18 protein-coding genes are annotated in these 19730 nt (G+C 42.7%); 8 read left to right on the plus strand and 10 right to left on the minus strand.

The features are described from left to right. Positions 1-3: 3 nt before the first annotated feature. From ANME2D_RS01885 to ANME2D_RS01915, 7 genes are all read right to left on the minus strand, one after another. Positions 4-651 carry a response regulator gene (locus tag ANME2D_RS01885; protein WP_157833899.1) on the minus strand — a complete coding sequence of 216 codons (648 nt, stop codon included), beginning with the start codon at positions 649-651 and terminating at the stop codon, positions 4-6. After that, positions 629-2020, minus strand: a complete 1392-nt coding sequence (locus ANME2D_RS16655) for an ATP-binding protein (RefSeq protein WP_052368511.1) — start codon at positions 2018-2020, stop codon at positions 629-631. Before ANME2D_RS16655 ends, ANME2D_RS01885 begins: the two co-directional genes overlap by 23 nt. Then, positions 2010-2924, minus strand: a complete 915-nt coding sequence (locus tag ANME2D_RS01895; protein WP_048088687.1) for a substrate-binding domain-containing protein — start codon at positions 2922-2924, stop codon at positions 2010-2012. The genes ANME2D_RS16655 and ANME2D_RS01895 overlap by 11 nt, the downstream gene beginning before the upstream one ends. Positions 2925-3015: 91 nt before the next feature. Next, positions 3016-3558, minus strand: a complete 543-nt coding sequence (locus tag ANME2D_RS01900) for a TorD/DmsD family molecular chaperone (protein WP_052368512.1) — start codon at positions 3556-3558, stop codon at positions 3016-3018. 5 nt (positions 3559-3563) lie between these two features. Continuing rightward, on the minus strand, positions 3564-4736 hold the full coding sequence (gene nrfD / locus ANME2D_RS01905) for an NrfD/PsrC family molybdoenzyme membrane anchor subunit (RefSeq protein ID WP_048088689.1): 1173 nt from the start codon (positions 4734-4736) through the stop codon (positions 3564-3566). A gap of 10 nt (positions 4737-4746) precedes the next feature. Next, positions 4747-5406, minus strand: a complete 660-nt coding sequence (dsrO, locus tag ANME2D_RS01910) for a sulfate reduction electron transfer complex DsrMKJOP subunit DsrO (RefSeq protein ID WP_048088691.1) — start codon at positions 5404-5406, stop codon at positions 4747-4749. A gap of 8 nt (positions 5407-5414) precedes the next feature. After that, on the minus strand, positions 5415-7874 hold the full coding sequence (locus tag ANME2D_RS01915) for a molybdopterin-containing oxidoreductase family protein (RefSeq protein ID WP_048088693.1): 2460 nt from the start codon (positions 7872-7874) through the stop codon (positions 5415-5417). A gap of 199 nt (positions 7875-8073) precedes the next feature. Here ANME2D_RS01915 and moaA point away from each other — a divergent pair, with 199 nt between their 5' ends. From moaA to ANME2D_RS01940, 5 genes are read left to right on the plus strand one after another with little or no spacing between them, the layout of a single operon-like run. Beyond that, positions 8074-9027 (plus strand): GTP 3',8-cyclase MoaA, encoded by a 954-nt coding sequence (gene moaA, locus ANME2D_RS01920; protein ID WP_394295686.1) that lies wholly within the window; start codon positions 8074-8076, stop codon positions 9025-9027. After that, positions 9024-10211, plus strand: coding sequence for a molybdopterin molybdotransferase MoeA (locus ANME2D_RS01925; RefSeq protein ID WP_052368513.1), 1188 nt, complete (start codon positions 9024-9026; stop codon positions 10209-10211). Before moaA ends, ANME2D_RS01925 begins: the two co-directional genes overlap by 4 nt. An 8-nt stretch (positions 10212-10219) precedes the next feature. Further along, positions 10220-10792, plus strand: coding sequence for an FmdE family protein (locus ANME2D_RS01930; protein ID WP_052368514.1), 573 nt, complete (start codon positions 10220-10222; stop codon positions 10790-10792). Between the two features lie 21 nt (positions 10793-10813). Beyond that, positions 10814-12004 carry a bifunctional phosphopantothenoylcysteine decarboxylase/phosphopantothenate--cysteine ligase CoaBC gene (coaBC, locus tag ANME2D_RS01935; RefSeq protein ID WP_048088695.1) on the plus strand — a complete coding sequence of 397 codons (1191 nt, stop codon included), beginning with the start codon at positions 10814-10816 and terminating at the stop codon, positions 12002-12004. Positions 12005-12006: 2 nt separating this feature from the next. After that, a complete protein-coding gene (locus ANME2D_RS01940) occupies positions 12007-12294 on the plus strand; it encodes a hypothetical protein (protein WP_048088696.1) in 288 nt (95 codons plus the stop codon). Between the two features lie 51 nt (positions 12295-12345). Here the strand turns inward: ANME2D_RS01940 and ANME2D_RS01945 are convergent, their stop codons facing one another. Next, positions 12346-13236 (minus strand): cupredoxin domain-containing protein, encoded by an 891-nt coding sequence (locus ANME2D_RS01945; protein ID WP_048088698.1) that lies wholly within the window; start codon positions 13234-13236, stop codon positions 12346-12348. A 382-nt stretch (positions 13237-13618) separates the two neighbouring features. On the opposite strand from ANME2D_RS01945, the gene ANME2D_RS01950 reads away from it, so the two are divergent. Then, complete coding sequence (locus tag ANME2D_RS01950; protein ID WP_048088700.1) at positions 13619-17194, plus strand: peptidase associated/transthyretin-like domain-containing protein; 3576 nt, start codon at positions 13619-13621, stop codon at positions 17192-17194. Between the two features lie 3 nt (positions 17195-17197). Here the strand turns inward: ANME2D_RS01950 and ANME2D_RS01955 are convergent, their stop codons facing one another. Both ANME2D_RS01955 and ANME2D_RS01960 read right to left on the minus strand, forming a co-directional pair. Then, on the minus strand, positions 17198-18466 hold the full coding sequence (locus tag ANME2D_RS01955; RefSeq protein WP_048088702.1) for a Clp1/GlmU family protein: 1269 nt from the start codon (positions 18464-18466) through the stop codon (positions 17198-17200). 208 nt (positions 18467-18674) lie between these two features. Further along, a complete protein-coding gene (locus ANME2D_RS01960; RefSeq protein WP_048088704.1) occupies positions 18675-18959 on the minus strand; it encodes a hypothetical protein in 285 nt (94 codons plus the stop codon). Positions 18960-19132: 173 nt separating this feature from the next. Here ANME2D_RS01960 and ANME2D_RS01965 point away from each other — a divergent pair, with 173 nt between their 5' ends. Together ANME2D_RS01965 and ANME2D_RS01970 are read left to right on the plus strand one after the other, a co-directional pair. Then, positions 19133-19327, plus strand: a complete 195-nt coding sequence (locus ANME2D_RS01965) for an AbrB/MazE/SpoVT family DNA-binding domain-containing protein (RefSeq protein WP_048088706.1) — start codon at positions 19133-19135, stop codon at positions 19325-19327. A 77-nt stretch (positions 19328-19404) separates the two neighbouring features. Continuing rightward, complete coding sequence (locus ANME2D_RS01970; protein WP_048088707.1) at positions 19405-19728, plus strand: hypothetical protein; 324 nt, start codon at positions 19405-19407, stop codon at positions 19726-19728. Positions 19729-19730 lie beyond the last annotated feature (2 nt).

Below are 19730 nucleotides of genomic sequence, written 5' to 3' on the forward strand. Positions count from 1 at the left end.
TTCTCATAACTGAGATTCCATCTGCAGCAGGATATTCAGTGCTTTTTTACCACCGCCAGTCAGGAAATACTTTTTGCTTTCGTCCTGCTCTACTAATTCACACGATTTTAGCTTCTGGATATGGAAGCTTAACTTCGACAGGTCATCCATTTCCACCGCTCTTAGTATCTCGGATAAGGTAAATTTTCCCTTGCTAAGATACAGCAGTATTCCTCTGCGGATCGAACTGTTGAGAGCACTGAGCAATTTTTCACTCTCAACAGATTTTGCAATATCTGTAATGTTAAATTTGATTTCCTCAAGCGTTCGTTTCACCGCAGTCTGTATTTCGTTTGTTTTGAAAGGCTTTGTGATATAATCTGCTGCCCCCATTTTCATAGCTGCAACTGCATTTTCAATCGTGCCGAAGGCAGTTATCATTATAACCTGTGTATTCGGATCACTTTTGCGCAGCTCATAGAGCAGCTCCATCCCGTTCATATCAGGCATAATAAGGTCTACTATAGCCATATCAAATCTCTTGTTTTTGAGAAGCTTAAGAGCCACCTCTCGAGAAGTGGCAGTCTCAACTGAGTAACCCTCGTCTATCAAAATCTCTGACAGATTCCTGCAAATCCGTGGGTCGTCATCAACTATCAGAATGTTTACCATATCTATCAACAGGAAGCCTCACTGTAAATGTACTTCCTTCTCCTACTTTACTATTTACCTTTATTTCTCCTTCGTGCTTCTCCACTATTCCCAGGCATATTGACAGACCCAGACCCGTGCCTTCTCCAACTTTTTTTGTTGTGAAGAATGGATCGAATATCTTTCCAAGACTTTCTTCCGGAATTCCAACGCCTGTATCTGAAATACTTACTTCAACGAAGCCGTTGGCCTCTCCTGCAGAAACGCTGAGTCTGCCTCCCTTTGGCATCGCCTGCACTGCATTAATGATTATGTTCAAAAATACCTGCTGGAGCTGGGAAGGGTCTCCCTCCAGGATAACTGACTGAATATCCCTTTCCACCCTGATATTTTTAATGCGTATTATGCCCAGGATTCTCTCCAGTATTTCTTTTATATCCATCTCTTTGATCTCTGGCTCCACCTGCCTGGAAAACTCACTTAGATTCCTTGTTATTATTCTGGCATGCTCAACTTCAGAAATTATCTCCTCCAGCTTCTGCTTTAAAGTGTTCTCATCTGTTCGCTTGCGCAGCAGTGATTCAGCACTCAGTAAAATATTGGTCAGGGGGTTATTTATCTCATGCGCTACTCCTGCTGCAAGCATTCCTATGGAAGCAAGCTTTTCTGACTGGATTAATCGAACCATACTTTTTTTTAACTCAATGATCATCTTGTTGAAGGCATCTGCAAGGATTGCAACCTCATCTTCTGTGGAAATGTTTATTCTTGTGTCAAAGTTGCCCTTGCCTATTTCCTCAGCACCTTTAGTAAGTACATAGATAGGTTTTGTTATCAGGTTTACTGTAAAATAAGCCAGAAGGATACCAGCGCCTATGGCAATAAAGGTGAGAATGAATAGCGTCTTCGTAATATCTGCTATTTTTTCTCTTATTGAACTTTCTGATATGCCGACGTAAACAAAGCCTGCCTTTCCATCAAGTACTGGAGTTGCAATGCTGCGTATAAACCCCTCTTCTGTTTCGAGCAGACGTATGTCGCCAGAACTATGCAGTTCAAGCAGTGCCTTTGGAAATCCATCCTCAAAGGTATGCACTATAATATCCTTCTTTGAATCCAGGATATACACATAGGCTATGTCTTTCTCAGCCTCCTTGGCATCAAATATCAGACGCCTGAGTTCAACAACATTGTCGGTAAGTATGGCATCTATGCTGTTCGCAGCCAGGTTCTTACTTATAACTGTGCCCCTTTCCTGAAGCTCCCGGGTAAGCGTCGAAGTTAAAGTTGAGTGAACGAATATCGTGGTGACTGCGCCCAGTAATAAGATTATCCCGATTATCGGTATGATGAACTTGGCTCTCAGGCTAAGAGCTATTCTACTTTCCATAAGCTTCTACTCTGGCACGCATCTCTCGAATTGAATTATAATCAGCATCATCTCCCAGAATAAATTTATCTATCATGATCCTGGAGAGTATTGCTCTTCCTTTCTCATCCTCGTGCATGCGCAGGAGGACCTCTCTGAGTTTATTCTTCAACTCTGGATCCAGATCTTTGGGAACCACTACCGGGGACATACCATACTGCTGTGATTTCTTTATTATTTTTGTTTTTGATGTGAATTTTGGATCTGTAGCGTTTGCATAATCCCATATAAGGCTGTCCACGTTTGCTGCATCTACGAGCTTCTCTGCAACAACCTCAATTGATCTGTCGTGACTGTAAGTAAAGATGTAAGACTTGAAGAAGGAGTCAGGAGTTTCGTTAATCATAACCAGATAATAGGCAGGGACTAAATATCCTGAGTTAGAGAGAGGATCGGAGAACGCGAAAGATCTTCCTCTGAGCTGCTCAAAGTTTTCTATATCGCTATCTGTAGCAACGATTGTGTAGGAGTAATAAACAGTCTTTCCATTAACGACAGGAATAACAAGAAGCTCCATCCCGGAGCTGTCATGGCCTTCTACGTATGCAGTACTGCAGATAAATGCTGCGCTAACATAGCCTGTTTTCACAAGTTCGTTCATCTCATAGTACGTTTTTCTCTGCACAAGTTTTACGGGTCTTCCTATTTTCTCTGAGATATAATCGAAGATCTCCTGATAGTTAACAAAAGTTTTCTCAGGAGAAACTATCGCAGCTACGCCTATCCTGATAGATTCATTTTCTGCCACAGGTGAAAACTCTATTTTCTCCTCAAAGCTTACCTTTTTTGCATCTTCTTTTTCTATGCAGCCTACAAGTCCAGGTGCGAGTAGAAATAATATGATAATTAAGACCGTTTTTATCATTTATATGCCTCCTTATAACCCATGTGAGATAAATTTTTTTCTTCAAGAAATATGGTTTTTAAGAAAGGCCCTCTCCAGCAGGTTATGCTGTTTACGAAATTAGATTTCCTAATACTGTGCATGCATGCCTGTAAAATCCTGTTCTATCATTTTCCTCAACTCGCTTGCAGAATTCAGGAAACCATTTTGAAAAGTGCTTTTGCATGAAGGAATCATGCATCTCGGTATTTCCTGTATCAGCGAGATAATAAAGAAATTCAAGCTCCACTGCTATATGGTCTGGCAGATCATGAAAATTATTAGTAATCTTTAATCCTGCCTTATTATAGCAGGCAAGCACATCCAGAGTAGAATCTCCCATTACAGTACCCTCTCTATATACTGATTCATACGGAGGACAGGGCACATTCGGGATCGCATTAATAAAAAGCCTGGTGTATTCAACCGCAATCAGGTTATAAAATTCCTCATCGCTTTTCTCTTTTGTTTCCTCCATGAATTCGGAGAATCCAGTGACTGCATCACTGTCCAGGAACCCTATGTCCTCTATGAAGCCATCTCTTAAATATCTGGCAAATTCCCTATCTGGCCTGTGGAAAATGAGACTATAAATCTTATAAAACTCTTTGTTCATAAAAATTAAGTCCGGGAGGGGAGGAGTTTAAACATCCTCAACCCTACCAGATATAGGATCCCTATTCCTCCAATCACTCCAAGAATAATGGAAAGCTCTGCTGCCGAGACTGAATAGACGGCAGGCATCCCTTCGAACCCCATAATGGCTCTTCCCGCCACCTGCTGCTGAACCAGGTCCTGTCCTGTTATTATAAGGGTGTATTTCTCGGCAAGGATTCCTATCATTGCAAGGAAAGAAGCAGCCACAACACCATAAAGTTTCTTACCTGCCCCTGATAGCAGTATTCCGATCGGTATTGCTATGCCAAGCAGTACATACACTACCCAGAAAACAGAGCTATAGGGTCCGGTCAGGAAGAACTTCAAGCCCTCCCCGCCTCCCTCGTTCCCATACATTCTTGTGAAAGCTTCTATCAGTGCAAAGAATGCCAGTATAAGCAGGAAGGACAGCAGATATTTTCCAAATCCTGTTATTATTTTTTCATCGATTGGTTTGCTTTCAAGCTTTGTGGTTGCTATCAATATCAGTATTAGCATCGAGACACCTGAAACCAGGGCTCCGGTTATAAACAATACTGGAAGGAAGGGAGAGTACCAGAGTTCTCTTCCAATCATAAAGCCGAATATCGAACCTCCTGCAGCGATAACCGCCACCGACAGTACAATACAGGCTGTTCCAAGGTATCTGGCAAGCTGTGTTCTCTCACCGAGTATCGACCATAAGTAAGCTATTGCTACCACGATAAAGCCAGAGTACAGGAAAGAGTTCAAAGCAAATACTGAATTAAGATATGCAGGTCCGTATATGAAAACGTTTATAAATCTCAGAGGCTTGCCAAGCTCACCTAATATCATAGCCATGGCACCTATAAGCACTACAATAGCAAGAAAAGCTGCTATCCTTGAAATTGACCTGTATTCATTTTTACCAAACACATATCCAAGCGTCGAAAACAGCAGCAGACCTGCGCTTATTCCTTTCAGGAATTCTATCATGACAATAGGCATCCCCCACGGCACACGATCGCTTACTCCCAGATCCACCTGTCCTGTCTGCAGTGTTTTGAAAAATTCAAATACACCTGTTACTATAAACAGCCCGAATAGTATAATCAATCCGTAGTATACTATGGATTTCCCTTCAATTTTATTATATTCTATATTCTTGTATGCCATATTTTATCTCCTAATCAAGATAATATATATGTGGTTCTGTGCCGAGATCAGCCCTTAGTTGATAATTTCTCCTGCTTGCAAGCAGTTTTGAGACCTCACTATCGGGATCATCAAGATCCCCGAATGTTCTTGTCCCGGCAGGACATGCCTCGGTGCATGCTGGTACAACACCGTCAGGCGAGCCTATTTTCTTACCCTCAGCGATTGCTTTATCCAGCCTGTGCACGCAGAACGTGCATTTTTCAACGATCCCGGCATCTCTTCCTGGAACGTCAGGATTATGATACTCAAGTTCAGGCTGCTCTGTGAAATTAAAGAACCTCTGTCCATATGGACATGCGATCATGCAGTATTTGCATCCTATGCAGCGCTCGTATCTCTGAAGCACCATGCCGCCATCCTCTCTTTTATAGGTGGCACCCACAGGACATACTTTTACGCATGGGGGGTTCTCGCAGTGGTTGCATAAGATGGGCATTATGCTTGCGCTTACATTCGGGTATTTGCCCTCTTTATATACTGTTATCACCCTGTTCCACCTTGTCAGTCGTTTCTTTGCATATTCATCAGGTGTTGAGGATGCAACGCTGTTCTCTGCCTTGCATGCTATCACGCATGCCTGGCATCCAACACATTTATCCAGATCAATTACCATTGCATATCTTACCATAACTCACCTCACGCCTTCTCTATTTTAACCCTGGTGTTGAAAAATGCAGCCATGCCTGTGATGTGGTCGTACATAACACCCGTGATCGCATTGGGATTAGCTCCTCTGTTCTTTGCAAATTTGCCGTAGGAGAAATGCCCCTGCCCGTATGCCATGGAAACCACCTCAGGGTGTATCCCGTGGAATACCTTTGCCCTTGCTCTTATCTTCCCGACCTCAGACTCCACGTATATGGTATCCCCGTCCTTTATACCGAATTTCTCTGCTGTTTCGGGATTTATCTCTGCAAGGTTTGTCCAGCCGGTATCATACAGCGGCAGATAGATCTCCTGTGCCCACTGAGAATTATGGCTCCTGCCCTCCTGGTTCAGCATGGGCTTGTAGGTTATCAATGACAGCGGGTAGGTTCCCTTATCGCCTATGAATATGGGGTTCTCAAAATGCGGCACATATACAACATCGCCTCTGGCCTTGATCTGTATCTTATCCAGATCCTCATCCGTCATATTGAGCTTCTCAAACGTAGCTTTAAGGGTGCTTGAATAGAACTCGAACTTCTTGGACGGGGTTGAAAACTCCGTCTTTGGCTTATAGGAATGGTTTGTTGCGCCTTTTTGCCTGAACTCATCCCAGCCTCCAGGAAACGCGTTCCACTGCTCCTCGGTTCTTGCTCTGACATAGCCTTCAGCAGTATCGCCGTAGTTTCCGCCTATACCTTCAAAGGACTTATTTATGCTCGGGTAATATTCGCCAAGCCTTTTTCCAAGTTCCAGCCCGAGCTCAAGTTCGCTCTTGCAATCATACAGAGGCGCAACCGCAGGCTGGAATAACGTTGTTCCTCTTGAGAGCCCTGCTGTACCTGCAGGATGACCGTATCCCCATTTCTCTATGTAGGTCTTTGCAGGCAGGAGTATGTCTGCGTATATACTGGTATCGCTTATATGCGTTGTATGATGCACCACGAAAGGTACTTTTTTGAACACATCTTCCCAGCGTTTAGAACCTGGAGTTGAGTGGGCGAAGTTGCTCCACCATGCAAGTATAACCTCTACAGGATATGGATAATCTCTCAGTATATTATCTGCTACATTGTTCGTGACCACGCTTGCAAAGGGAAATTTCTTTGTCTTGGACTCGTCTATCTTCTGCTTTTTTGTTCCTTCCTCTGCGACCTCATCCTGCTCAAGCTTGACCGCTTCTTCTGAATACTTCACACTCGGTCTGTGGTTGACCACCTTCTCTATACTGCCTGAGAGCGCGTTGAGGGACATAACCGCATATGAGTTAAATGAGCCACTTCCCGGCCATGCATCACTGCCCCTGCCACTTGCTGCTATTGATGGTTTAGCTTTTGCAAATTCCCTTGCCAATCTTTTTATGGTCTCTGCCGGCACTGTGGTCTTCTGCGCGGCTATTTCAGGTGTAAAATCCTTTAGATATACATTCCACCATTTGATAAGTCCGTATGTGGAGGCCTCTTTAAAGGTCTCCTCCTTCTCCCCCGCTTCTGTCGTGTAGTCTTCAGATATTGCTTTTCCAGTCTCGAATCCCTTTACGGGTGAGTTCTCATTAAAGTCTCCTACAAAGCTCCTGTCCCACAGACCCTCTGTGAGTATAACGTGCGCCATTCCAAGGGCAAAAGCGGCATCTGTTCCGGGATTTACAGGTATCCACTCATCGGCCTTTGATGCTGTTACCGAGTATCTGGGATCGACCATCACAAAATTAGCCCTTGCTTTTCCACCTCTTCGAACCTCGCCGAATGCGACTATATTGCCGGTGACAGGTCTGTGTGCCTCAAGCAGAGGAGCACCAAAGCTGATAATGTAGTTAGCGTTATACCAGTCATAACCCGAGTAGTCGTAGTCACCCATAGACATCCACCTTCCGGCCTTGGTGGATTCAGCACAGATAGCTGAGTGGGAGACACTGTTAGGGGTTCCGTATGCCTTTGTAAACCTTGAATATAATAGATCCGCAGAAGCTGAGTCGTATCTTCCGCGCAGGGACACGAACCTCTCTGGCGTACCTTTATCCCTCAGTTCCCTGAGCTTGAGCGTAATTGTACTGAGCGCTTCCTCCCAGGTTATCGCCTCCCACCCTGGATCTTGATCCCTTCCTTTATTCGGATTAGTTCTCTTAAGTGGTGTTTTAATCCTGTCAGGATCATAGAGCATCTGTAGATTCAAATGAGCCCTGGGACATACCTTGCCTCTTGTCCATACAGAATTTTGATTCCCTCTTATCTTCACTGCTCTGCCATTTGCCACTCTTACCTGAAGTGGACACCAGCCCACACAGCCCACGCACCCTGTAGCTACCCATTTCTCTTCACTGGCAGCATATGTGCCCTGGGCAAGGGCCTTAATGACCGGCTGATCAAGACTCAGGTAGCCAAGCGACGCTGCGCCCGCTATACCTGCAACTTTTAAAAAACCTCTTCTATTCATTTTTAGTTCGAAAGCCATTATAAGCCTCCATTTTTCCTGTAACTCAACTATCCATTTCTCAGATTTTTTTATTGTTATTATACGTCAGGAGTATAAATATTTAACTAGAATTCAATTTTATAGGAATTTATTGAAATTTTATTCAATCCTTAAAACTTTTAAAGGATAGTAAAGGAATGGTCTATCAACCATTCCCTCCTCGTCGCATGTGAGACAAATGTTTATGAGTACCATGCTTACATTTAAGAATAGTATGCTTACAGACCATTACGGCAGGGCTGTTACAAGTCTACGCATCTCGATAACGAAAAAGTGTAATCTAAACTGCATCTACTGTCACCAGGAAGGTGAGAGCGATAGTTCTAATCGGGAGATAGCACTCGATACAATAGTCAAAATAGTAACATCTGCAACCGAATTCGGTGTAAGGAAGGTAAAATTCTCGGGAGGCGAGCCGTTAATGAGAAGCGATTTTGAGGATATAATAGTGGCATTACCTGAATTAAAGGATATATCGGCCACTACAAACGGCGTGCTACTCTCACAGCGGGCAGCATCTCTTGCAGATAGCGGTCTTGATCGTGTGAACATAAGCCTCCCCTCACTGAATAAGGAGCACCACAGGACAATAACAGGAAATCCACATGCACTTCCTAAAGTAATCGATGGGATCAATGCTGCAATAGATGCAGGATTAACCCCTATAAAACTTAATATGGTGCTATTGAGAGGGATCAACGAGTCTGAGATCGATGGGGCTATAAATTTTGCAGCCAGGTTTGATGGAGATGTGATCCTGCAGTTGATCGAACTCATGAATTTTAAAAACATCAGTCAATTTATGGTTGATATAGACAGCGTAGAGAGAATGCTGGAATCGAGATCTGTTTTTACTAAGGAACGCCAGATGCATAGAAGGAAAAAATATCTAATAGACGGAGTTGAGGTCGAACTCGTAAGACCAATAGATAATTCAAAATTCTGCGCAAGCTGCAACAGGCTGCGTGTAACTTCAAGTGGCAAGCTTAAACCCTGCCTGATGAGGAATGATAACCTGGTAGATATCAGCGAAAAAGCCACTGTAGAGGAGATACGTGAAAAGCTTAAAAGGATAGTAGAACTAAGAGAGCCTTATTACAAGAACGTAGCACCCAAAAAAACGATACCATGAACTCACAGATAGCCCTGAGTGAGGCGTTAGAAAAAATAAAAGAGTTAAAGGATATATTCTACTTCAGGCGTGAGGCTGGACAGGTAGATCTCAATGACTCGGTAGGCAGAGAACTCAGTGAAACTATTTTTGCAAATTCCATATCGCCTGAACTCGATATAGCTGCAATGGATGGGTTTGCGGTTCGCAGCGATGATGGTTATCCTCTGAGAATATCAGGAAGTGCATATGCAGGCGATAGAATAGTAAATATGAACCGTGGTGAGGCGATCTCAATAGCAACAGGTGCATTCCTTCCGCGCGGTGCAGATGCCGTGTTAAAAATCGAGGATGCAAGGATAAAGGATGATCTACTTTACGGCAAAAGCCTGAAGAGATGGGAAAACGTATTCCGCGCAGGCTCGGATTACAGTGCGGGAGATAAGATTTTTGAGAAGAACCACCGCATCATGCCACAGAGCGCAGCGCTCCTGTACAGCCTTGGTATCGAAAAAGTCCCTGTATACAAAAAAATAAGAGCCGGCATAATATCCACAGGCACAGAGATTCATAACGGCATGATCAAAAATACCAATGCTATGCTGATACATGGATTCATGAAGGAACTGGGCTGCGAATCCACATTTATAGGCACTGTACCTGATGAATATGATAGAACAAAAGAACTGCTGCTAGATTCAGCAGGTAGATACGATACAGTATTCACTACAGGCGGAGTCTCGGTTGGGGAGAGAGATTATGTTGCGGATATCATAGCAGAGGCAGGAGAACTTATGTTCCACAGGGTAGCCATCAGACCAGGAAAACCAATAGCTGTCGGAATATTGAATGATACGCCTGTGTTTGCCCTTCCAGGAAAACCCACAGGAGCGTTTGCTGCGCTTGAGATGGTGGTGCGCAGTTATTTCACGGATATACCCAGGGCAACGAGCGAGATTACGATAAATGAGGACGTTGTACTGCAGGAGAGAGGCTTTAATTATATCCTGTTCGTTAAAATATCAAAAACAAAAAACACAGCAAACACCATGGGATATGATGGCTCAGAGATGAAGCTGTTTGATAAGGAGTACAAAACAGCGATCATCTCTGCCTCTCCACGCTCAACGATCGTAGATGGGTATGTTATAACAGACAGAGATATTGAAAAAGGCGAACAGGTTAAGGTATATCTTTTCAGTTGAGGTAGAATATGGATAAAAAAACGGTTGATCTTGCTACTGCGCTGCACGGTCATCTTGCGCCTGGCATTGCTCTCGGGCTCAGGATGAGTGAGATTGCGCTTTTGAGATTGAATACGAAAAAGGGAGATAAGTATCTTATCGGGGTATCCGAGACCGCACGCTGCCTTGCAGATGCCATGCAGGCGGCAACAGGCTGCACCCTTGGACACGGGAATGCCTGTGTTGAGGACTATGGTAAACTTGCCCTTACCATAGGAGACACCAGGACCAGAAAAGGCGTGCGTGTGGCGCTTCGGGAGGATGCGAGCAGGCTCTCCCCGCTTATGAACAGATGGATGATGCGCCTTGGGAAACTCTCGCACGCAGAAGAAGATGAACTGGGTACGCAGTTGCTGGAGATGGATGAGAAATATTTTTTAGTTCAGGATGTTGAGATCTATAGAGACCAGAATTTTGAGAGCTCACCCATAACCAGATGCTCAAGATGCAGCGAGTCAATACCTGAGAGATCGGCTGTCAGGAAGAACGGTGGGGTTTACTGTAGAGCCTGTACGGGTGATGCATACTATAAATTATCTTAAGTAGCAGATAAGTAGTAGAAAATGATCTCACGAATCACCCGGTCATCAAAGTCCCTTGAAGGAAAGACCATTGTCCTTGGCATCACAGGCAGTATCGCAGCCGTCCGGTGCGTTGAGCTTGCAAGGGAACTGGGGAGGCATGGAGCAGATGTGCATGCTGTAATGACACATGCAGCCATGGGAATCATCCATCCTGAGGCGATGCGCTATGCCACAGGGAAGCGCGTGATCACAGAGATAACAGGCGATGTCGAGCATGTGGAGTTCTGCGGCATAAACGGCAGGGCGCATCTTCTGCTGATAGCGCCGTGTACTGCAAATACGATTGGAAAGCTTGCGCACGGTATCGATGATACATCTGTTACGACATTTGCCACAACAGCCTTTGGCTCAGGTGTTCCTGTTATGGTTGTTCCTGCAATGCACGAATCCATGTACGACCATCCGATAGTTGCCGAGAACATCAAGAAACTCAGAGAACTCGGGGTCGAGTTCATCATGCCTGTAATGGAAGAGGGCGCTGCCAAGATAGCAGGGGAGGATGAGATCGTGCTTAGGGTTGAGAGAATACTCGGAGGAAAGACATTATCAGGTAAACGCATACTTATTACAGGAGGTGCGACAGCAGAGGCGATAGACCCTATACGGATACTTACCAACCGCGCATCGGGTAGAACAGGGATCGAGCTTGCGCTTGAGGCTTTCAGGAAGGGGGCTGATGTAACCCTTGTGCATAGAGGCAGAACAGGTATCAGGGGAATACGTGAATTCAATATCCAGAGCGCACAGGAAATGACAGATACCGTGCTTGAGGAATTAAGTAAAGGATACGAGCTTCTGATCAGTGCTGCCGCTATCTCTGATTTCACGCTTACATCTTCAAGGAGTAAGATAAAGTCAGACAAAGAGATCACCCTCACCTTAAGGCCTGCACCCAAACTCATAAAGGAAGCACGCCTGAGATATCCCGAACTCAGGATCATCGGTTTTAAAGCAGAGACCGGTGTTACAGCAGATGAACTGATAAAACGAGGACGCGAATCAATGGAATCAGCAGGGCTTGACATGGTTGTGGCTAACGATGTATCCTCCGGGGGGATGGGGACAGAGGGAAACGATGTCTATATTATCGATGAAGGCGTAAAGCGAGTTAGCGGCACCAAACATGAGATAGCAATAGCGCTTATGGATAAAATCGAGGAGATCTTTTGACAATGAAGATCATTACTATTGAGCCATGTTTCACCAAAGATGATGAGGATTTATTTAGCGGTGAGGCCGAATTTGAAAGTATAAATATAACCTCACAGGCGATCGAAGAACTTAAAAAACACTTCGATGGGGTACAGGCGACACCTGATAACGAGATGCTCATACTGACAAACCCGCCAGTTGAGAAGATAATAGTATTCGATACAGGGCGCGCCATAATAAGGCGCATAGCAGGTAAGGAACTTGCAGTGAAAAGATTTGAGATGCTGGAGAAGGTGCTAAAAACTTAAACACACCTTAAGCGGCAGCAAAATTTGCACATTTGATATACCAGCAGGGTATCACTCCACCCTGACCACTCCCTTCATACGTGGTCTCTCCTTTATAGAGAAGGTATAGGTGCCTGGGGTATTGAACTGGTATTCAAACCTCTTACCCTCTTTAAGAACCACGGTAAAAAGGTCCTCTTTGCTCGTAAGCGTGAATTCACTCTCTCCTATGTCGTAATTTACCCATTTAACCGAATCTCCAGCCTTTATTGATACCTCTTCTGGCATGAATCCCCTTCTGGTATCGATCAGAACAGGTACAGAGGTTGGAGCATAGACTGCAGTTCCAGCAGGGGTAATAGCAGATGATGGGGTAATCACTGGAGTCATTACAGAAGTCACAGCAGGGGTTACAGGAGTCACGGCAGGGGTTATAGAGGTCATAACAGGAGTTACAGAGGTCATAGCAGGGGTTACAGAGGTCACAGCAGGAGCTGCAGGAGTCACAGGAGCTACTACTGGTGTTTCTGCAGGTAGCAGGGTATCCTGCGGCCGCAAGAGCCAGTAGTGTACAGCATAGGTGTTAAAAGGTGATTTCAGTACCAGGTTTACCTTTGCGGGAAGCTCTATATCCGGTATTTTGAGAGTCTCATTCTCTTCATGCGTATCCCCCGGGTTTATCTCAAAATGTTTTTTATCAACAGGCTGGTCATCTATGAATACCTCAAAATCGTAACCAGTCCTTTCTTTTTCATAGGACTTAACCCCGTATGTAAAAGATATAGTATCGTTCACCGGGTAGTTTGTATAAGAATCAGGGTATATGTAAAGAGAGGAAAAATTTTCTTCCCTCCCCTCTATAACAAGTACTGCAGCAATGATTATTCCTGCCAATATAGTAATGATTATTGCCCTCTCCAGATCTGCAGAATCCCGTAATAATCTAAGAAATTTATTAAACATATGCCCCCCTTATACCATAGTCCTATTGTTGTTTCTATTTTCATCTATATGAATATTCCCCTCATTGATGGTATGTGGTGTTCTCTGGACGTCTGTAATTGTTCTGTATATTTTAAAATAATATAATATTTTTATTAAGTATATTGCATATTAGAAAAGCTTAAAATCCATTAAAGCTCTATATATGGTGATGGGAGTTAGTAAGAGCTTATTTAATAGACCCGTTAATCTGCCTTTTTCTGGTCGGACAGTAACAAGAGAAACTCTGTATTTAATATATTTTCTTTTAGCAGTTCTAATTCTTGCATACATAATCCCCACTCTGATATTCCGTTCTCCTTCTGGCACAGATGTATATACACATATGTACAGCACGCTAAGAATGGTAGGCTCAAATTCCCTGTTCGAATTTTATGAAAAATCATTTATAGAAGAGCAGTTGCTGTATGATTACCCGTTTGGTCTCTGGTTTTTTGGCTCCATAGTGATGAAGGTCACTGGAATGGGGATTCAGGAACTTGCCTATATCCTGCCTCTTATACTATTGGTTGTATCGATCTCTGTTTATTATATATATGCCCGTAGCCTGCTTCTATCAACAAACAAGGCGATTCTGGCATGCATATTCCTGCTCTCCATGCCTGTCATAACAATGGGTATGTTAAACTATTCCACAGGCAGGTTTGTTGCAGTGTTTCTGGTGGCCAGCATATATCTATCCATAAATAAACCCAGGTTCAGTAATGTTCTGATTGCAGGTCTGCTTGTATTTTCACTGGGTTTTACGCATACTGGCACCTATATGTTTTTGATGTTTTTTTCTATATCTTATTTTATCCTGTCTGCCATGATATGGAAGAAATTCGATACAGGCATGTATATTTTGATCGTAAGTCTTCTGGTTCTCTATGTCATTTCAGTGCAGCTATTTCCTTTTGTGCAGCCGCAGTATATAGACAAAGGAAGGATGATTCTGTCTATCAGTCAATCGCTTTCTTCAAAGCTTGGGTTAGAATATATCAGAGAGATGGGCCAGATATTCTATGACAGGATATTTGTCGCCAATAACTTTATCTATGTAATTTTCTGGTCATGTCTGATATTCGTTATAGGGAGATCTATTCTGTTTATTCGTTCAAGAATTGGATCTATAGATAATATAAACCCTTTAGCCATACCTGTTATAGGCAGTATTAATAACGTTTCTCATAGTATTGTAACCACGCCCTTCTGGTTGGGGCCTGTGCATACCTTACTTTCGATTTTTGGAGTATTCAAGCTTGACCAGAAAGGCAAGTGTATTGCGTTCTCGCTTGTTTTGACATCTCTTTTCCCTGGTGCACTGCAATCAGAAGAAGGCACAGGTTCATTGAGGCAGATATATTTCCTCTTCCTGATAATCCCGATCAGCTCTGCAGCAGGATTTTATTATATCATCCCAGCAATCAATAAATATTCGAATAATAAAATTAAAAAATCATTTGCTGCTATATTTGTTCTACTCCTGTTTCTACCTCTTATATTCGCGCCCATAATAGGAAACCTGTACTACCAGCCCACGATCACAGGTACCAGGAGCGAGATAGATAACTTGATGTGGCTGAGCACAGTTGGCAACTCCACAGAAGGAGTACCGGGGTTCGCATACAGGGAGAGAATAGATCTATACGCAAACAAGCTTACGCCCAGTGTTCGCTCAGGCTCTGAGACGAAGAGATACCTGAATAACCTCAAAAATGTCTATTTCTCAGAAGGGGCAGAAGGATACATAAAAGACCTCCGTTCGTTCAATATTAATTACATAATCTCTTCACAGAGGATACTTAAAGGATTTAATGAATACAATACATCATTAAGTGTAGATTCAAATAAACAGCTTGATAAAATATATGCATCTGATGCTAATTTTGGTATATATAAATACATTGCTCCTCCTGCACCTATAAAAAATTCAAACCCGCAGAGATCCGGGCTGAGGTTTGAGGATAATGCTCCAGAGATAAAGAATTCCGGCTCAGCTTACCTGATTGAGAACGAATTTTATAAAGTAAAACTCAGTGATGCTTCGCCCAGGATGATGTATATTGGAACCATGACTAAAAATTTCCTGGGAGAGGGTGGACTTTATGATACTATAGCGATCTCATGGAGAGGTGCCTACAAGGATAAGTATGCATACTATGATCTGGGCGATCTAAAATATCCTTATATTTCAGTAGATAACAATGAGATAACGTATAGAACAGCAATAAGAGATGAGAGTAATACCGAGAACTGGGCTACGCTGATTGTCCGATATATCTTTTATGAAAAGGCTGTACAGAGAGATATAACAGTAGCAAATGACTGGGTGAACCTGAATGATTATCTGAGTATGTATGTAACATTATCCAGCACGGTTTTTGCCCCTTTAAGCGATTTTGAATTCAATCAGGTCGGGTACAAGGAAGAGAATCCAGTATATAAAAAGATATATCCCTCTCAGGATACAGTGGTCTTAAAGGATAAAAAAATCAATCAGATCTATCTTAACGAAAGCGGTACGGGCTTATTTATCAAGTACAGTGACCTGAACCCGTATCCCACCAGAATGCTATATAGAGGCTCTACGGTGTACCAGTATGCAAGCGTTTCCATGGATTCAAGATATTCTCTTTCTCCTGCAGGGTCTGCTGATATAACACAATACTTTTCAGTTGGAGATAAGCCGACTGCGACAAATAATATGTTATACTATACATCAGTTTCTCCATATCTGTATTCAGATGCCAGAATTCCAGTTATCTTAATCGGTTATTTAAATCAGTACAGTAATGCAGAGTATTCATCAAACATATATGGAAAATTACAGGACTATAATTTAATTTATAATGAAGTAATCAGATCCGGAGATAAGACCTCATTTCAAAATGGAATAAATCATATAGGTTATGCAGACCTCTTTGATAAGAGTGTATATAAAAGCCAGAGCGACCAGGATGATGAGATTAAAAAGGTAAAAGCACTTGGCGTTAATGGAATGACATTTAGAGGATCTAAATATAATATGGATACCATAAAAGTATTATCTGATAATAATGTCCTGTTCACACAGGCGCTTACTGTCAATCCTCCATTCATGGAGTTCTATAGAGAGGGGTTAAGACATCCTAAAGCTGCTTATTACCAGGGAGAAAAAACAGGGGTTGTACTGATTCCGGTTACTCTCCCGGTCAGCGCGGTCTTGCGCCCTGAATCTAATATTGATGATACGTTCTCAAGCTGGAGAGAGACTCTTGATTCCGTAGCTGATGACGGGGGTATGGCTGTATTCTGGTGGAATGCGGCAGACATAGGCAACCCTGATTATTTAGATGAAGTTGTGGAGTTAATAGAGTACTCAAAGAGCAGGGGCATGAGCTTTACAACTCCTGATATAGAGGCTTCTCATTTCAGATCTCTTAATAGAGTTTATACAAAAGCGACCAGAGGTGTGGACTATGCCATCCTGAATATCTCTAACTACAATATGGAGGATGTAACAGGGATAACATATCGGCTGCAACTGCCTGCCCTGAACGATTCCTGTCCATACTATGCCGTAAACGGCCGTATATCCAGGCAGGAGATGAAGTATGGGGACTGCATGCTCTATGTCAGCACTGATCTGATGGGCAATGAGCACAAACAGGTAACCATAGAACCAGATTACACAAGGAAAGAATTCGACCTGGACTTCTCTGGCATATATGAGGGCAATGCCATAATAACGGTCAGGGATAGTGAAGGTGCCCCTGTAGATGATGCCAGTATATACGTTGATGGCCGCAATGTTAAGAGCAATCCTGAAGGGGAGGTGGAAGTCCTGATAAGAAGGGGTGTGCACAGGATTAGAGCTGAGAAGCCTGGATTTATCTCAAAAGATTATGAAATAGTGGTAAAGGGCAGGGTATATAAGATTGCTGGTCTCCTGAGATAGCTATCAGCCTATCCTTACAACAGGCAATATGGCTTCAGTTTTTAGATCTTGAGAGATTCTTATGGTGCTCAAAAACAAAGTATCGAATTTGCCTTTAAAATTCGTATTTAGAGTTATTATTTGATTCGGATGCAATCTGGCTATCCGGGCAAAGCCAGCTACATAATCACCAGAACCCAATCCTGCGAACATTCCACTCAAACTGCCCTGATTGAATATTATAGATCTATCAAATACCTCTACTAAATCCTCCATATTTGATCTAAATACGATTATTTTATTATCAGCTCTCTTTGCAAACCCTGCCTCAGGCAATGAAAATCCCTGATCTTTTAATTCAAGATCAGATAGATTATGATCATAAAGATTCCCCATAAAGCTCAGCCTGAGCTTCTTTAAGTCAATACTTAAATCCTTTCCGTCTTTTAAAAACCGAAAATACTGGCTCAGTCTTCTCTCACTTCTCTGGGAAATACTCTTAACAATACCTTCAGGTCTGTCTGCAGGGACCACTACAGGGGGATTTTCAAAATCTTTGAGCCTTTCTAGCAATTCTTTATCGATCTCTTTAAAGCAAATGATAATATCAGGTTTAAGCTCACGGATCATATCGACCTTATAATCCATGCCCCCGTCGGCAACATAGCCATCAGTATTTATTATGCACAGGTCATACTCCCTTTCTTCAAGGTAAGAAATAAGCTCCTTCATTCTTTTTATTATCAGATCTCTGACTGATAGAAAGGAAGGTGATGTAAATCCTACAAAGCCCAGGATATCCGCTCTTAGATCCCTTAAGTCGTATATCCTGTTCCTTACAACCGAAGCTCCTGTACAGCCAGGTGGTACCAGGTCGCCCTGACCTATATCCCCATCTATGATCGCCGCTCTTAAACCTCTCATTAAGGCTTTATTGGCGAGATAGGATGTCAGGGTAGATTTCCCTGAATCGGTTTCCCCTATTATCATTAGTTTATTTTTCCCTGGTTTTAGACTGGTAAAGATACTTTCCCCTAAAATATTCCATATTCTCATACCCACTCTATCACGGGTTATCCAGCTCTCCCCTATATCGCCCAGGATCACCTGTATCAGAGAACCGCTCTCATCTGCCTCAAATGGAAGAACTCTGTTCTTCTTCACAACGATCTTATCGCCCGCCTCTATACGAATACCCAGAACAGATGAGCCTTTGCTCTCAGCCCTGACTGCTGCCGGGCCTCTTACAAGTAAGACCTCGCCCTTATTTAGATTGTATGATCTGGTCTCCAAGGTACATTTCCCCGCCAGAAGGCAAATGGTCTGCTTTATTTATCAATGTTTTCAATCTAGAAAGATTTCTTTGTTAAAGGAGATTGCTGATAGACTTCATGCGGATGTGGGCGATACTATTGTTTTTTTTGAAGAGAACGGTAAAATTGTCATTGAGAAGGCTTGAATGATCAGAGGAAAAGGAAGGCTGGTAAATCGTCCCGGCTACTCAAAAGGTAAGGCATACCCTAAATACTTCGTTTATATTCCTGTTGATACTTCCATTATTGCAACCTCGTAATTGCTTTTTCCTGGGATGGGCTTTTTCGTCATATGCTATTATGGTTCTGCAGTGTGGCAAAAAAATGAAATACACTGTCTTACCTTCCATTCCTTCTTTTTGAACGAACATGGGTATGTCGTAGTGTGCAACCAGTCTTTCCATAACATCCTTTTCTACTACGATTGCATCTTTTACTATGTTCGGGGCGTTGATTACCGGATATTCTGCCATATTTTTCACCTCTGGTTTTTACATAAAATGTGGTCAGAAGTGTATATTGGGGAGTGGGGGGTTAGGTTTTAAAAAGGACATTTCCGACCACGTCCATATAGACGTTGGCAAACACATATATATCTTTGGTATATGTTATTGTATATTCTAATATTATACAAATGTGAGTGTTTATGAGTATAAAAAAACCACAAAATGATGTGCCTTTAGAGATACCACTAAGAAAAGTTGGGAATAGCCTGGTACTAACAATCCCTGCTGAGATATGCAAACTTTACGGCTTAAAAGAAGGGTCTACTTTTGAACTCCTGCCGACTGGCGACCGCCTTACTCTGAGAAGTAAGCAAAAAGCAGAGCCATCCGAATAAAAACATAAGATTTAGCTTAAGGTTAAATTTAAGTTAATACATTAAATATAGTACAATATCTCACCCGGAGTCAAAGAATGGGGAATTTTTCTCAGGAAATAAGGAAACGAGGAGTAGAGAGGGGTGCGGTAATTCAGGATATTAAAAAGCAAGAGTTACCTTTTGATATTGACCTCCCATATCCGTTCTCAAGAGTGCTTGCAGATGAGGATATTGATATTGGAAGAAAGCTGGACAGGGAGAACGAGTTATTGATAGATATTAAAAGGGATACTTCGGCTCTTCCAGAAATTAAAGAAATCCTAACTTCTTTTGTCGTAGAGCAAAGAGAGCACAATAAGCGCATGGACGAGCATAACAAACGCCTTGAGAAAATACTGGAAAAACTGGCTGAACGATGAAT

It is taken from the genome of Candidatus Methanoperedens nitratireducens, from assembly GCF_000685155.1.
Classification (GTDB): domain Archaea; phylum Halobacteriota; class Methanosarcinia; order Methanosarcinales; family Methanoperedenaceae; genus Methanoperedens; species Methanoperedens nitratireducens.

Bases quoted from the DNA above. Each gene is read 5' to 3' on its own strand.
- ANME2D_RS01885 (WP_157833899.1), bottom strand. From the start codon at position 651: ATGGTAAACATTCTGATAGTTGATGACGACCCACGGATTTGCAGGAAT.
- ANME2D_RS16655 (WP_052368511.1), bottom strand. From the start codon at position 2,020: ATGGAAAGTAGAATAGCTCTTAGCCTGAGAGCCAAGTTCATCATACCG.
- ANME2D_RS01895 (WP_048088687.1), bottom strand. From the start codon at position 2,924: ATGATAAAAACGGTCTTAATTATCATATTATTTCTACTCGCACCTGGA.
- ANME2D_RS01900 (WP_052368512.1), bottom strand. From the start codon at position 3,558: ATGAACAAAGAGTTTTATAAGATTTATAGTCTCATTTTCCACAGGCCA.
- nrfD (WP_048088689.1), bottom strand. From the start codon at position 4,736: ATGGCATACAAGAATATAGAATATAATAAAATTGAAGGGAAATCCATA.
- dsrO (WP_048088691.1), bottom strand. From the start codon at position 5,406: ATGGTAAGATATGCAATGGTAATTGATCTGGATAAATGTGTTGGATGC.
- ANME2D_RS01915 (WP_048088693.1), bottom strand. From the start codon at position 7,874: ATGGCTTTCGAACTAAAAATGAATAGAAGAGGTTTTTTAAAAGTTGCA.
- moaA (WP_394295686.1), top strand. From the start codon at position 8,074: ATGTTTATGAGTACCATGCTTACATTTAAGAATAGTATGCTTACAGAC.
- ANME2D_RS01925 (WP_052368513.1), top strand. From the start codon at position 9,024: ATGAACTCACAGATAGCCCTGAGTGAGGCGTTAGAAAAAATAAAAGAG.
- ANME2D_RS01930 (WP_052368514.1), top strand. From the start codon at position 10,220: ATGGATAAAAAAACGGTTGATCTTGCTACTGCGCTGCACGGTCATCTT.
- coaBC (WP_048088695.1), top strand. From the start codon at position 10,814: ATGATCTCACGAATCACCCGGTCATCAAAGTCCCTTGAAGGAAAGACC.
- ANME2D_RS01940 (WP_048088696.1), top strand. From the start codon at position 12,007: ATGAAGATCATTACTATTGAGCCATGTTTCACCAAAGATGATGAGGAT.
- ANME2D_RS01945 (WP_048088698.1), bottom strand. From the start codon at position 13,236: ATGTTTAATAAATTTCTTAGATTATTACGGGATTCTGCAGATCTGGAG.
- ANME2D_RS01950 (WP_048088700.1), top strand. From the start codon at position 13,619: ATGGTAGGCTCAAATTCCCTGTTCGAATTTTATGAAAAATCATTTATA.
- ANME2D_RS01960 (WP_048088704.1), bottom strand. From the start codon at position 18,959: ATGGCAGAATATCCGGTAATCAACGCCCCGAACATAGTAAAAGATGCA.
- ANME2D_RS01965 (WP_048088706.1), top strand. From the start codon at position 19,133: ATGAGTATAAAAAAACCACAAAATGATGTGCCTTTAGAGATACCACTA.
- ANME2D_RS01970 (WP_048088707.1), top strand. From the start codon at position 19,405: ATGGGGAATTTTTCTCAGGAAATAAGGAAACGAGGAGTAGAGAGGGGT.